This window comes from Micromonospora wenchangensis (genome assembly GCF_002210435.1).
In the GTDB taxonomy this organism is placed as follows: domain Bacteria; phylum Actinomycetota; class Actinomycetes; order Mycobacteriales; family Micromonosporaceae; genus Micromonospora; species Micromonospora wenchangensis.
Genome location: NZ_MZMV01000012.1, coordinates 52955 through 66606 on the forward strand (window position 1 = coordinate 52955; position 13652 = coordinate 66606).

Consider the following 13652-nt stretch of genomic DNA (forward strand, 5'->3'; position numbering starts at 1 on the left):
TTCAGTGCCGTCCGTGGGTGGCCCGGGAACCGGCCACGACGGGCGGGTCAGAGGAAGGCGTGGCCCTCGCCCCGGTAGGTGGGCACCGTGGCGACCACGGTGTCGCCGTCGACCAGGTGCAGATCGTTGACCCGCTCGCAGAGTTCGCCGGCCTTGGCGTGCCGGAACCACACCCGGTCGCCGATCCGCAGGGCGGCCGCGGCGGCACCGGTGAGCGGGGTCTGCACCTCGCCCGCGCCCTCGGTGCCGACCAGTTCCAGCCCGGCCGGCAGCCACGGCCGCGGCAGCCGGCTCGTCGCCGCCGGCCCGGAGGCGATCCAGCCGCCGCCGAGCACGGTGGCGATCTCCGGCGTCGGCCGGCGGACCACCGAGCAGGCGAAGAACGCCGCCGGGGTCGGCCGCCAGGCGCGGTAGGCGTCGAACAGCGTCGGGCCGTACAGCCCCGAGCCGGCGGTGACCTCGGTGACCGAGGGGTCGGCGCTGGTGGCGGCCACGCTGCCGGTGCCGCCGCCGTTGACGAACTCCAGGTCGGCGTGTTCGCGGACGGCGGCGACCGCCGCACCCCGTCGGGCCAGCAGTTCCCGGTACGACCCGCGCTGGGCGATCCGGATCGCGGCGCTGAGCGCGGCCTGTCCGGGCGGGGCGTCCCCGAGCCCGGCGATCTGTGCCTCGTACGACATCAGGCCGACCAGCCGGAAGCCGGCCCGGCGGGCGACGGCGGCGGCGAGCGCGCCGGCGGCCCGGGCGCTGTGCACCGGTGAGCGGCGCACCCCGACGTGCACCCGGCCGCGCAGGGGCCGCCAGGAGGCGTCGAGGTCGAGGCAGACCCGCAGTTCGGGGCGGTGGCCCGGGGCGCACACCGTGTCGATCAGGTCGAGCTGCTCGGTGCTGTCGATCATGAGGGTGACCGCCGCGGCGAGCTGGGGGTCGCCGGCCAGGGTGGCGAGCGCCCCCCGGTCGGCGGTGGGGTACGCCACCAGCGCGTCGCCGGTCGCGCCGGAGCGGACCAGCCAGTTCGCCTCGGCCAGGGTGAACGCCATCACGCCGGCCCAGCCGGCCTGGCCGAGCGCCCGGTCGAGCAGGTCGCGGGACCGGATCGACTTGCTGGCGGCGCGGACCGGCTTGCCGCTGCTGCGGGCGGCCAACGCGGCGGCGTTGGCGTCGAAGGCGGTGAGGTCCACCACGGCGTAGGGCGGGTCGAGGTGGGCGGTCGCCTTGTCGAGGCGTTCGCGCAGGGTGTCGCTGTCGATGGCCACGAATGCACGCTAACTGTCCGGACGGCAATGCGAAATACCCTCACGTCCTACCGGGCTGCGGTCGGTGGCATCCGCGGCCTAGGCTCGGCGAGCAGGAGAATGTCGCCGGTGGGGAGGCTCCCACCGGGTCTAGAGTGTTGCACCGGGACTGCCCAGTGTTGGGCCGGCGCGTGGAGGTACGGCCATCGAAAGCCAGCAGAACGGCGAGTCGTCCGGCGCGTCGTCGTCCGGGCCCGCCGCAGCCGCCGCCCAGACCGACCGGTCCGGCGCGGCGGCGATCCGGTCGGTGCTGCGCATCCGGCCGTTCCGGCGGCTCTGGATCGTGCTCGGTGCAGCCTCCTTCGGTGACTGGCTCGGCCTGCTCGCCACCTCCGTCTTCGCCGCCGCGCAGGTCTCCGGCAGCACCGCCCAGGGGGCCGCGTTCGGTGGCGTGATCGCGATCCGGCTGCTCCCGGCGCTGGTGCTGGGGCCGGTGGCCGGCGTGCTCGCCGACCGGTTCGACAGGCGCTGGACGATGGTCATCTGCGACCTGCTGCGGTTTCTGCTGTTCGCCTCGATCCCGCTGGTCGCGCTGCTCGGCGTCCGGGGCGGCGTGGTGGTCGGCTGGGCGGCGATCGCCACCTTCCTGATCGAGTCGATCACCCTGCTCTGGATTCCGGCCAAGGAGGCCGCGGTCCCCAACCTCATCCCGCGCGCCCGGCTGGAGACGGCCAACCAGCTCACCCTGATCACCACGTACGGCCTGACCCCGGTCGCCGCCGCGATCGGCCTGGCGGCGCTGGACGGCAGCGTGCGCGGGGTCACCGGCGGCGAGATGCCGAGCTGGGCCGAGCCCGCCCAGCTCGCCCTCTGGTTCAACGCCCTCTCCCGGCTGGCCACCGCGCTGGTGGTGGCCTTCGGCATCAAGGAGATCAGCCAGGCCCAGGCCCGGGAGCGGGGCGAGCGCGCCGAGCAGGGCATGTTCAGCCAGTTCACCGAGGGCTGGAAGTTCATCGGCCAGACCCCGCTGGTGCGGGGGCTGGTGCTGGGCATCTTCGGCGCGTTCGCCGGTGGCGGCATCGTGATCGGCACCGCCAAGTTCTTCGCCGCCTCGCTCGGGGCCGGTGACGCCGCGTTCTACATGCTGTTCGGCGCGATCTTCATCGGCCTGGCGGTCGGCATCGGGCTCGGCCCGATGATCGTGCGGGACATGTCCCGCCGCCGCTGGTTCGGCATGAGCATCGTGCTGGCCAGCGCCTCCGTGCTGGTGCTGGCCTTCGCCATCCACCTGTCGATGGCCATCCTCGGCGCGATCATGGTCGGCGCGGGCGCCGGCATGGCCTTCCTCGCCGGCACCACGCTGCTCGGCGGCGAGGTCGCCGACGAGGTACGCGGCCGGGTCTTCGCCGTGGTGCAGATCGGCACCCGACTGGTGCTGATCCTGGCGATCGCGCTGAGCAGCCTGCTGGTCGGGGTCGGCGGCTCGCGTCAGCTCACCATCGCCGACCTCGGCATCTCGGTCTCCTCCACCCGGCTGCTGCTGCTCGCCGCCGGCCTGGCCGGCATCTTCGCCGGGATCAGCGCGTTCGGTCAGATGGACGACAAGAAGGGCGTGCCGGTCCTGGCCGACCTGTGGGGCTCGATGCGCGGCCGGCCGCTGATGCCGGCCGAGCCGTTCGTCTCCAACGGTCTCTTCGTGGTCTTCGAGGGCGGTGAGGGGGCCGGCAAGTCCACCCAGCTGGAGAAGCTCGCCGCCCGCCTGCGCGAGCAGGGCCGGGACGTGGTGGTGACCCGGGAGCCGGGCGCCACGGTCGTGGGCGAGCGGATCCGGGCCCTGGTGCTGGAGGACTCCGGCGCGGACGCCCCGTCGCCGCGCGCCGAGGCGCTGCTGTACGCCGCCGACCGGGCCCACCACGTCGCCACCGTGGTCCGCCCCGCCCTGATCCGGGGCGCGGTGGTGGTCAGCGACCGTTACGTCGACTCGTCCCTGGCCTACCAGGGCGCGGGTCGTACGCTGCCGGTCGACGAGGTCTCCTGGCTCTCCTCCTGGGCCACCGGTGGGCTCAAGCCCGACCTGGTGGTGCTGCTCGACGTCGACCCGCGCACCGGCCTGTCCCGGGCCGCCGCCCGCAACCAGGGGGCCGACCGGCTGGAGGCCGAGTCCGTGGCGTTCCACGAGCGGGTCCGCTACGCCTTCCTCGACCTCGCGGCCAACGACCCGAAGCGTTACCTGGTGCTCGACGCGGCCCGGCCGGTCGACGAGATCGCCGGCCAGGTCGGCCGCCGGGTGCAGGAGCTTCTGGTGGACCCGGCCGGCATCGTGCACCCGCGCCCCGCGCACGGGCCGGACACCTCGGTCCAGCCCGAGTTATCCGACACGGAGCTGGTGGGGATGGAGCACCGGACCTGATGCCGGACGTCTTCGCCGATCTGGTCGGCCAGGACGACGCGGTCGACACCCTGCGCCGGGCCGCCGCGTCGGCCGCCGCCGTGCTGCGCGCCGCGCACCTCCCGGCACCCTCCGCCACCGCCGTCGACTCGGACGACGACCTGGCCGCCCTGGCCGAGGCCGACGAGGGTGCCGCCGACGGGGGGACCGCCACGGCCGTCGACCCGGGTGCCGGGATGACGCACGCCTGGATCTTCACCGGCCCGCCCGGTTCCGGTCGTTCGGTGGCCGCCCGCGCCTTCGCCGCCGCCCTCCAGTGCGTGCACGGCACCGGCTGCGGCACCTGCCCCGGCTGCCACACCACGCTCGCCGGCACGCACGCCGACGTCCGGCTGGTGGCCCCCGAGGGGCTCTCCATCGGCGTCGGCGAGATGCGCGCCCTGGTGCTGCGGGCGGCGAGCACCCCGTCCGGCGGACGCTGGCAGGTGGTGATCATCGAGGACGCCGACCGGCTCACCGAGGCGGCCGGCAACGCGCTGCTCAAGGCGGTCGAGGAGCCGCCACCGCGGACGGTCTTCCTGCTCTGCGCCCCGTCCACCCACCCGGAGGACGTGTCGGTGACGATCCGGTCGCGGTGTCGGGTCGTACCGCTGCGGCAGCCCTCGGCGGCGGCGGTCGCCGAGGTGCTGGCCGCGCGTGACGGCATCGCGCCCGACGTGGCGCAGTGGGCGGCCGCCGCCGCGCAGGGGCACGTGGGGCGGGCCCGGCGGCTGGCCCGCGACCCCGAGGCGCGTCAGCGCCGGGACGCGGTACTGGCGGTGCCGCGCCGGCTGACCGGGGTGGGCACCGCGCTGGACGCGGCGTCGGCGCTGATCGAGGCGGCCGAGGCGGAGGCGGCGGCCTCGGTCGCGGAGTCCGACGCGGCCGAGCGGGCCGCGTTGCAGACCGCGCTGGGCGCGGGCGGCACCGGCCGGGGCGCGGCGGGCGCGACGCGGGGCTCCGCCGGCCAGCTCAAGGACCTGGAGAAGCGGCAGAAGTCGCGGGCCACCCGGGCCCAGCGCGACGCCCTGGACCGGGCCCTGGTGGACCTGGCCGGCTTCTACCGGGACGCGCTCACCTCGGCGTTGCGCGCGCCGGTCGCACCGGTGCACACCGACACCGCCGCGCTGGCCGAGGCGGGCGGGCAGAAGTGGGCCCCGGAGGGTGCGCTGCGCCGGTTGGAGGCGGTGCTGGAGTGCCGGGCCGCGATCGAGGCGAACGTCAAACCCCGCATCGCCGTGGAGGCGATGATGCTCTCGCTCTGGCGCGGCTGACCCCCGATTCCCGCCCATCGACACGTGTTGACGGGGTGCGGTACGGTCCCGGTGGGCCGCGGTGATCGTGGTGGCACGCAGGGTGAGGTCTACCTGGGGGGAGATCGGATGCCGCGCGGCGAGATCGACGAGGCGTGGATCGAGGAGGCGGTGCGGCGGTACCGCCGGATCGAGTCCCTCCAGGCCGAGTTCGACCGGGCGGTGGAGACCGTCGAGGTGACCGTCCGTTCGCCCGACGGGCTGGTCGAGGTGGTGGTGACCGCCGGTGGGCGGATCACCGACGTGCGCTTCCTCGGGCCGCTGCACAACCGCCACCCCCGGGACGTGGCCGGCTCGGTGCAGGCCGCCGTCACGGCCGCCGCCGACGCCGCCCAGTGGGCCCGGGAGAAGCTGCACAACGAGACGTTCACCGCCTACCGTCCGCTCGCGGGGGCGTGAGATGGACCCACTGCGCGCCCTCGCCGACCGCCTCGACGAGGCGAGCGCCACCCTCACCGCGCTGTCCCGTACGGTCACCGCCACCGACCCGCCGCACCCGGCGTTCGGCGCGCACGCCGCCGGCCGTCCCGGCGAGGTCGGCCGGGCCCTGCACCGGCAGTGGACGACCGCGACCGACGGGCGGGCCCGCGAGGCGGGTGCCGCCGCCGCCCGGCTGGCCGCCGCCGCGTCGGCCGTCCGCAGCGCCGCCGACCGCTACACGTCCACGGACGAGGCGGCCCGCCGCCGGCTGGCCGGGGAGGCGTGATGGACCCGCTGGACCGGCTCGCCGAGCCCGGCCTGGACCTGCTCGCCCGGGTCGACACGCTGCTCGCCGCCGGTGCGCCCGAGGCGCATCCGGTCTGGCCGCTGCTGCGCCGGATGCAACTGCTGCCGGGGGAGGCCCTGCGCGCCTTCCTCGACCTGCATCCCGCGCCGCTGGCGACCGCCGGCCACGCCGTGCGCCGTCTCGTGCGGGGGTACGACGACGCGTGCGCCGCCCTCACCGACCCGGGCATCTGGTCGGGCCCGGCCGGTGCGTCCTACGACGAGGCCCGTACCGCCCTGCTGCGCCACCTGGACGAGGGCCCGGAGAGCCTGGTGGGCCGGCTGGAGTCCACCGCCGGTTACGCCGACGCGCTCGCCGACTGGGTGGAGGGCAGCCGGTTGGCGGTGGCCCGGGTGCTGGCCGAGGTGCTCGGCTCCACCGAGGCGGTCCGGGTCCGGGCGGCCGCCGGGGCGGGTGCCGGGCCCGCCGGGGCGGCTGCGGCGGCCGAGATCGCCACCCGGGTGCTCTCGGTGCTCGGGGTGGCCTACGACGGGGCGGAGACGTTGCTGCGTCAGTGGTCGCCCAGCCTCGCCGAGTCCACCTGGCGGCCGACCGGCGGGCCGTCGTACCACGGCGGCCCGGTGCGGATCGGCTGATGGACCGACCGCCCCGGCAGGGGGCCCGCCCGTCGCGCCCGGACCGGTTCCGTCGATCCGTCGTAGGCTGATGGCATGGGCATGCTCTGCGCGGTCAGCTTCAACCGGTACGGGCGGCTCTACTACCTCGACCCGGGGGAGTTCAGCCCGCAGGTCGGTGACCGGGTGCTCGTCCCCACCGACGACGGCCCCGAGGTGGCGGAGTGCGTCTGGGCGGCGCAGTGGGTCTCCGAGGAGACCGACGGCTTCCCGAAGCTGGCCGGGATGGCCGGCGACGACGACCTGCGCCGCGACGAACTGCTGCGGCGGCGCAAGGCCGAGGCGAAGGTGGCGGCGAAGCGGCTGATCCGGGAGCACGGCCTGCCGATGAAGGTGGTCGCGGTGGACCACGTCCTCGCCGCCGCCGAGGGTGCCGGGGACCGGACGACCGTCTACTTCACCGCCCCGCACCGGGTGGACTTCCGCTCGCTGGTCCGGGACCTGGGTGCGACCCTGCACTGCCGGGTGGAGCTGCGGCAGCTCTCCGCCCGGGACTCGGCGCGGGTGCAGGGTGGCATCGGTTCCTGTGGCCGGGACCTGTGCTGCGCCACCTTCCTCAACGACTTCGAGCCGGTGACCATCCGGATGGCCAAGGACCAGGACCTCCCGCTGAACCCGCTACGGATCTCGGGCGCCTGCGGCCGGCTGATGTGCTGCCTCAAGTACGAGCACCCGTTGTACGCCAGGTTCACCGAGTCCGCCCCGGCGATCGGCAGCCGGGTCAGCACGCCCGAGGGGGACGGTCGGGTGGTGGGCCACAGCGTCCCGAGGGACGCGGTGACCGTCCGCCTGGATGCCGACGGCTCGCGGTCGATGTGTTCCCGCGCGGATGTCTGTGGCTCCCGGAGCGCCTACGAGAGCCGTGAACCGACCGGCCCCGGAATTCCCACCCCCTGACCCTCCCGGGCGTCACTCACGACCCACCCACCCCCGCCCGTCCGGGTTGATCAAGAGGTTTGCGTCAATGTGGGCGCGGCACGTGACGCAAACCTCTTGATCAACATCGACGGGCGGGCGGGCGGGCGGCGGGTGGGGTGGGCTGTGGTGGGGGCGGTCAGGTGAGGGTTACCGGGGGTTCGGCGAGGCGGGGGGTCAGCGGGGTGCGGGGGGTCAGCCAGGAGGCGGTCGGGGACTGGTCGGGGTTGAGCTGCCAGTCGTGGCAGACCCGGTCGACGGCGATCGGATAGACGGTCAACGTGCCGTCCGGGTCGATGCGCATCCGCAGGAACGACTTCGAGTCCTCGATGCCCTGCCCGGCGAAGAGTTCGTTGACGTTGACCCCGAAGGCCCCCGCCACCAGCAGGTATCCGGCCACCAGTTGGGTGGCGACCAGCCCGATCACCGGACCGTAGACCACTGCGGCGGCGACCGCCGGCAGCGGCCACGGCCAGTGGTAGAACGGCAGGTGCAGCCAGGCCCAGGTGCCGGCGACCGCTAGTGCCACGTGCGCCAGGCCGTGGCCGATGCCGAGCAGCCAGTGCCGGACGTGCCGTTTCCCGCCCGCGCTGGGCGGCTTGGCGAAGAAGGCCGCGCCGAGCAGTGTCACCCCCAACATGATCACCAGCGGCACGCTGAACAGCCGCTGCTCGGTGCCGGTCCGGTTCGCCGCGACCCCGGCCATGGCGAGCATCAACAGCGTGTGCAGGGTGCCGAGCAGGGTCCCGAAACCCGGGTTGCGTCGGGGCAGCCGGTGGAAGATCCCCCAGCCGTAGCGCCGGGAGCGGGCCGCGTCCGGGAACCGGGCCACCAGGTCGTACGCGCGGGTGCGGCTGGCCCGGCGGGACAGGGTGTCCTTCGGCGGCACCTCGATCCGCTCGGGCAGGGTGTGCGTCGGATACAGGTACGCCCCGCCCCCGCCGCAGGTGATCAACTGCCGTTCCGGGCCGGCGTACCGGGCGTAGTGGTGCAGGTCGCCGGAGACCAGCAGCCGCACGTGCGCGCCGGTGGGCGCGATGATCGTCCGGACGAAGTAGTCGATCGAGTCGTACGCGGTGGGATGGTCGACGGACTTCACCCAGGTCGGCGCCGGCACCGCCAGGATCACCCGGGACTCCGGGCCGAGTCGGCGGGCGACCTCGTCGAAGTACGACAGTTGCGGGTCGTCCAGGTAGGACCCCGACTGGTCGTCCAGGCCGAGCAGCCACCACCCGGCCGGCAGTTCCACCGCGAAGTACGACCGGGACTGGCCGGTGCCCCAGCCGCCGAAGTTGCGGTCCCGGGAGCGGACGAACAGCCGCAGGAACGCGGTCAGCCCGTCGTACCAGTCATGGTTGCCGGGCACGGCGAACAGCATCGGCCGCTGCGGCGGGGCCACCGGCAGCGCCGCCTGGTACGGCCCCTTGCACCGGTCCTCGTACGCCTCGTAGGCCGCCGACGGGTAGACCTGGTCGCCGCCCATCACCAGGGTCTGCGCCCGGGGCAGCCGGTGCCCGTCCACGGTCAGCTCCGACTGGGCCAGCAGGTACGCCACCGAGTACGTGGCGTCGAAGCCGTCGCCCAGGTCGGCCACGTAGTCCAGCCAGAGCCCACCGTCCGGGCCGATCTGCGTGCCGATCCTGGCGTCGAGCGCGTTCTGCAGCTCCCGCTTGTCCAGGTACGCCCCGAACAGCATCGCCAGCAGGGTGCGGATGCCGGTGCTGATCAGCAGGATCGGTGCCAGCCAGGGGACCGGTTTGCGGGGCGTGAAACCCAGCTCCACCGGATCGGTGCCGCGTGGCCTGCGGACGGCCCGCTCACCGGGGGCGTGCTCGGCGTCCGGGTCGGTCTCGGGACCGTCGGGGGTGGCGGGGCGCTCGGGGGTGGCGGGGTCGTCGCTCACCCGGGCAGCCTAGCCGTCCCGCCCGACACGGATGTCCCTTGATGTCCGGGTCTTCCGGCGGGGAACCCCCTCGGTCCCGCCGGGGGTCGTACCGTACACTTGGCGGTCGTTGCCGCCTTAGCTCAGTCGGCTAGAGCGACGCACTCGTAATGCGTAGGTCGACGGTTCGATTCCGTCAGGCGGCTCGGGTAACCGAAAGGCCCCGTGACCAGGCGAAATGCCGGGGTTGCGGGGCCTTTGTGTTGCCGTCGACACCAGCGTGCCCGTTGCGGTGGATCCGACCCGGCCACGGCTGTAGCCGCCCGCCATCCGGGTCTCAGGAGCGCTTCTTCTTCGTCCAGACGACGTAGACGGCGCAGAGGATCAGCATGAGAACGGCGATGGTGGTCCATGCCCAGCGGGCGAAGGGCTCGTCGGCGACCAGAGCGCGGACGCCCGCCAGGACGGCAACCGCCAGCGGGCCCAGGCTGAACCACTCGGAGTGCTCGGAGTAGGTCAGATCCTTGATCGCCTGCCTCATGCGGCCAGTCTAGGTAGCGGTGGCCGGAGGGTGACTGCACGGGTGCCTGGTCCGCCGTTGCCCACACGTTCGAGAACTCCTGCTCAGGCTCGATTGCTCGGGAAGCGGCGGGCGGGCGTGGCCGAGGTGGTGTGCTCCGCCCCGCTCCCGGTCGGCGGAGATCCCCGGTACTCGGTACTACCGCCTACCGGTACTCGGTGCTACGGTATACCGGTACCCGGTGATACCGAATACCGGCTGGAGGGGGCTGCGGTGGAGGATCTGACAGAGATGCTGAAGGGCACGCTCGAAGGTTGCGTGCTCGAACTCATCAGCCGCGAGGAGACCTACGGGTACGCCATCACGCGCCGGCTCAACGAACTCGGCTTCACCGACGTCATCGACGGCACGGTGTACACCATCCTGCTGCGTCTGGAGCGCAACAGGCTCGTCCAGGTGGCGAAGCGGCCGTCCGAGGTGGGCCCGCCGCGCAAGTTCTACACGCTCAACGACGCCGGGCGCAGGGAGCTTGCGACGTTCTGGACGAAGTGGCAGTACGTCTCCTCACGGATCGACAAGCTCAGGGAGGATGGGGCATGAACTTCTGGGAGACCATCACGGGCAGTGATCTGACCCGGGAGTGGAAAGCGTTCGACGGTCGGGCGCGGGCGCTACCGGCCGATTATCGGGCCGCATGGAAACAGATCGTCGCTCATCTCTACCCGTACGGAAGCTTCACGGGTCGCAACCTGACCCCTCTCGCCGATGCCGCGCTCGGGCTGCTGGAGGAGGCGGCGGCCGACGGGCAGAGCATCGACGAGGTGCTCGGCGACGACGTCGCCGGCTTCGCGACGGCACTGGCCGGTGGAGCGGGAGCCGGCAACTACCGCGACCGGTGGCGGGAGCAGTTGAACCGGAACGTCGCACGCAAACTGGCCCGGCTGGGAGGCTGACGTGAGCATCAGGGACATCATCGAGGGCAAGAAGCAGTGGCGGGCGCACGCCGCCCGGGTCAAGGCCCTCCCGCCCGACTACCGGATCGTCTACCAGGAGATGCAGCGCTACCTGTTCAAGGTCGGGCCGACCGGTCTGCTCGACGGTGATCTGCTTCCGGGAATCGTCGACTTCTTCGAGGAGGGCGTCGCGGCCGGCAAGGGCGTCCTGGAGGTCACCGGCACCGACGTCGCGGCCTTCTGCGACGAACTGATCAAGGACTCGCGCACCTTCGCGGACCTTTACCAGGAGTCCCGCGACCGGTAACACCGAGATGGAGCGGACCGGCAACGCACGGCCGGAGCGCCGACCGGCCCCGGACCCGCATCCCCGCCGACTCCGGCCCGCGCATCGCCGACGACCTGGACGCGCTGCGCGAGATCGTCCCGGCCGAACTCCACACGCTGGTTCCCGACGCCGTGCCCGCACCGACGATCGAGGACCTCGACATCTGATCCACGCCTGACCAGCCACGGACGAGCCGCCGGCCCGTCCGTCGGTCACCCACGTACCCCCGTCACGGACGGCGTCGACGACGCCCGCCCGGTGATGACCCACGCTCACGTACAGGAGGCGGCACATGGCGACAGCCAGCCCGGCGATCCGGGTCAACGGACTGCGCAAGTCCTACCAGAAACGATCCGTGCTCAGGGGCGTCGACTTCGAGGTGGCGCGCGGCAGTATCTTCGCGCTGCTCGGCTCGAACGGCGCCGGCAAGACCACCGTCGTACGCATCCTGTCCACCCTGCTCAGACCGGACGCCGGTACGGCGAGCGTGCACGGCTTCGACGTCGGGTCCGAGCCGCTGCGGGTACGCGAATCGATCAGCCTGACCGGGCAGTTCGCCGCCGTCGACGAGATCCTGACCGGCCGGGAGAACCTGATCATGGTTGGCCGGCTGCGCCGGTTGGGCGACCCGCGCGGGACCGCGGACGACCTGCTCGACCGGTTCGGACTGGCCGACGCCGGCGGGCGTCGCGTCGGAAGCTACTCGGGGGGCATGCGCCGCCGGCTCGACATCGCGATGAGCCTCATCGGCGACCCTCCGGTCATCTTCCTCGACGAGCCGACCACCGGCCTCGATCCCGAGGGCCGGATCGAGGTGTGGCACGAGATCCGGAAGCTCGCCCGCGGCGGGACGACGGTGCTGCTGACCACGCAGTACCTGGAAGAGGCCGAGAAGCTCGCCGACCGGATCGCGATCCTGCACGAGGGCACGATCATCGTCTCCGGCACCCTGGCGGAGCTGCGAAAACTGCTGCCACCAGCCAGGGTCGAGCACGTCGAACAGCAGCCCACCCTCGAGGAAGTGTTCCTCTCCGTCGTCGGAAAGCAGGCCTGACCGTGACCAGACACGTCCTCGGTGACACCGCGGTGATGCTCGACCGCTCGATCAAGCACGTGACCCGCAGCCTCGACACCATCATCACCGTCACGATCATGCCGATCGCGTTCCTGCTGCTGTTCCGATTCGTGTTCGGTGGCGCGATCCAGGCCGACACCGACAACTACACCAACTACCTGATGCCCGGCATCCTGCTGATCGCGATCGCCAGCGGCATCTCGTACACGGGATTCCGGCTGTTCATGGACATGAAGAGCGGCATCTTCGAGCGGTTCCACTCGATGCCGATCGCCCGGTCGTCGGTGCTGTGGGGGCACGTGCTGACCTCGCTGGTGTCCAACGCGATCTCCGTGGCGGTCATCATCGGCGTCGGAGTGGTGATCGGCTTCCGCTCCTCCGCCGGGCTGCTGGCCTGGCTCGCCGTGGCGGGCGTGCTCACGTTGTTCACACTCGCGTTGACCTGGCTCGCGGTGATCCCCGGCCTGACCGCGTCCACCCCGGACGGGGCGTCCGCCTTCTCGTACCCGCTCGTCTTCCTGCCGTTCGTCAGTTCGGCGTTCGTCCCCACCGCGACGATGCCCGGCCCACTGCGGGCCTTCGCCGAGAACCAGCCGGTCACCGCGATCGTCGACGCCATCCGGGCACTGTTCGGGCAACAGCCGGTCGGCAACGACATCTGGCTCGCGCTCGCCTGGTGCTCGGCGATCCTCGTCGTCGCCTACGCGTTCGCGATGGCCGCCTACCGCCGCAGGATCGCCTGAACCCGGGTCCCGCCCGGTCGCACGCGTTCGACGGTCCGCCCCCGTCCGGCGGCCCGGTGGGAGAGCCCAGGTCACCCGACCTGGGCTCTCGTCCCGGTTGGGGTCACCGGGACGGGAGCCGCCGCCGAACCCCGGAGCCGGCGCAGCGTCGCCGACGACCCGCCCGGCGGGAGCGCCGCCCATCAGGCGGCCCGCAGGAGCGCCGGCCACCGGAGGCACGTTCCCGCCGTGGCTATCCTGGGCCCGTGCTGCCCCTGCCGCCCGGCGACTTCCGGGCCTACCTGTTCGACTGCGACGGCACCATCGTCGACTCCATGCCGGTGCACCACCTGGCCTGGCGGGCGGCGCTCGACGAGTGGGGCTGCGACCTGCCGGAGGACCTCTTCTACGCCTGGGGCGGCCGGCCGGTGGCCGACATCGTCGTCGACCTCAACGCGCGGCACGGGCTGGCGATGCCGGTCGACGTGGTGGCCCGTCGCCGGGAGGACGCCTACCAGAGCTTCCTGCCGCAGCTCACCGCCGTGCCGGGGGTGCTGGCGCACATCGAACGGGCACACCGGCAGGTGCCGTTCGCCGTGGTGTCCGGCAGCACCCGCGAGTCGGTGACCGCCTCGCTGACCGCGCTCGGCCTGCTCGACCGGTTCGACGTGCTGGTCTGCGCGGAGGACTACGCACGGGCCAAGCCGGACCCGGAGTGCTACCTGATGGCGGCCCGGCTGCTCGACGTACCGCCGGAGCGGTGCCTGGTGTTCGAGGACACCGACCTGGGGGTCGCGGCGGCGACGGCGGCGGGCATGGCCTCGGTCCGGGTCCCGCCACCCTGGCAACGCTGAACCCCGGCCGGGCGGGGGGCGCCCCG

The 13652-nt window shown here is 73.1% G+C and carries 15 protein-coding genes and 1 tRNA gene; 13 read left to right on the forward strand and 3 right to left on the reverse strand.

All coding sequences use genetic code 11. The features are described from left to right. Positions 1-47: 47 nt before the first annotated feature. On the reverse strand, positions 48-1256 hold the full coding sequence (locus tag B5D80_RS09665) for an amino acid deaminase/aldolase (protein ID WP_088643473.1): 1209 nt from the start codon (positions 1254-1256) through the stop codon (positions 48-50). A gap of 277 nt (positions 1257-1533) precedes the next feature. Between B5D80_RS09665 and tmk the strand changes: the two genes are divergently transcribed. The 6 genes from tmk (at position 1534) to B5D80_RS09695 (ending at position 7274) form a co-directional block, all read left to right on the forward strand. Next, entirely contained in the window at positions 1534-3645 is a 2112-nt protein-coding gene (gene tmk / locus B5D80_RS09670; protein WP_425437184.1) for a dTMP kinase, read from the forward strand. Beyond that, positions 3645-4937: a DNA polymerase III subunit delta' gene (locus B5D80_RS09675; RefSeq protein ID WP_088643475.1), complete on the forward strand. Its 1293-nt coding sequence runs from the start codon at positions 3645-3647 to the stop codon at positions 4935-4937. Before tmk ends, B5D80_RS09675 begins: the two co-directional genes overlap by 1 nt. Positions 4938-5045: 108 nt before the next feature. Continuing rightward, on the forward strand, positions 5046-5375 hold the full coding sequence (locus B5D80_RS09680; RefSeq protein WP_088643476.1) for a YbaB/EbfC family nucleoid-associated protein: 330 nt from the start codon (positions 5046-5048) through the stop codon (positions 5373-5375). Position 5376: 1 nt separating this feature from the next. Next, positions 5377-5682: a hypothetical protein gene (locus B5D80_RS09685; protein ID WP_088643477.1), complete on the forward strand. Its 306-nt coding sequence runs from the start codon at positions 5377-5379 to the stop codon at positions 5680-5682. Continuing rightward, a complete protein-coding gene (locus B5D80_RS09690; protein WP_088643478.1) occupies positions 5682-6338 on the forward strand; it encodes a hypothetical protein in 657 nt (218 codons plus the stop codon). Before B5D80_RS09685 ends, B5D80_RS09690 begins: the two co-directional genes overlap by 1 nt. A gap of 75 nt (positions 6339-6413) precedes the next feature. Next, positions 6414-7274, forward strand: a complete 861-nt coding sequence (locus tag B5D80_RS09695) for a PSP1 domain-containing protein (RefSeq protein WP_088643479.1) — start codon at positions 6414-6416, stop codon at positions 7272-7274. Between the two features lie 157 nt (positions 7275-7431). Here the strand turns inward: B5D80_RS09695 and B5D80_RS09700 are convergent, their stop codons facing one another. After that, positions 7432-9195, reverse strand: coding sequence for a metallophosphoesterase family protein (locus B5D80_RS09700; RefSeq protein ID WP_245854399.1), 1764 nt, complete (start codon positions 9193-9195; stop codon positions 7432-7434). A 111-nt stretch (positions 9196-9306) separates the two neighbouring features. Here B5D80_RS09700 and B5D80_RS09705 point away from each other — a divergent pair. Then, positions 9307-9380: transfer RNA gene (locus B5D80_RS09705), tRNA-Thr, on the forward strand. Between the two features lie 131 nt (positions 9381-9511). Here B5D80_RS09705 and B5D80_RS09710 read toward each other — a convergent pair. Then, the gene (locus B5D80_RS09710) at positions 9512-9715 is read right to left on the reverse strand and encodes a hypothetical protein (protein WP_088643480.1); all 204 of its coding nucleotides are present in this window, start codon (positions 9713-9715) and stop codon (positions 9512-9514) included. A gap of 252 nt (positions 9716-9967) precedes the next feature. Here B5D80_RS09710 and B5D80_RS09715 point away from each other — a divergent pair, with 252 nt between their 5' ends. The 6 genes from B5D80_RS09715 to B5D80_RS09740 all read left to right on the forward strand — a co-directional run bounded on the left by B5D80_RS09715 (position 9968) and on the right by B5D80_RS09740 (position 13626). Then, entirely contained in the window at positions 9968-10294 is a 327-nt protein-coding gene (locus B5D80_RS09715) for a PadR family transcriptional regulator (RefSeq protein WP_088643481.1), read from the forward strand. Then, complete coding sequence (locus B5D80_RS09720) at positions 10291-10647, forward strand: DUF1048 domain-containing protein (RefSeq protein WP_088643482.1); 357 nt, start codon at positions 10291-10293, stop codon at positions 10645-10647. The genes B5D80_RS09715 and B5D80_RS09720 overlap by 4 nt, the downstream gene beginning before the upstream one ends. A 1-nt stretch (position 10648) precedes the next feature. Continuing rightward, positions 10649-10954 (forward strand): DUF1048 domain-containing protein, encoded by a 306-nt coding sequence (locus tag B5D80_RS09725; RefSeq protein ID WP_088643483.1) that lies wholly within the window; start codon positions 10649-10651, stop codon positions 10952-10954. A 313-nt stretch (positions 10955-11267) separates the two neighbouring features. Continuing rightward, positions 11268-12029, forward strand: coding sequence for an ABC transporter ATP-binding protein (locus B5D80_RS09730; RefSeq protein WP_088643484.1), 762 nt, complete (start codon positions 11268-11270; stop codon positions 12027-12029). A 2-nt stretch (positions 12030-12031) separates the two neighbouring features. Beyond that, positions 12032-12793 (forward strand): ABC transporter permease, encoded by a 762-nt coding sequence (locus tag B5D80_RS09735; RefSeq protein ID WP_281253449.1) that lies wholly within the window; start codon positions 12032-12034, stop codon positions 12791-12793. Positions 12794-13038: 245 nt separating this feature from the next. Beyond that, complete coding sequence (locus B5D80_RS09740) at positions 13039-13626, forward strand: HAD family hydrolase (protein WP_281253450.1); 588 nt, start codon at positions 13039-13041, stop codon at positions 13624-13626. The last annotated feature ends 26 nt before the right edge of the window (positions 13627-13652 follow it).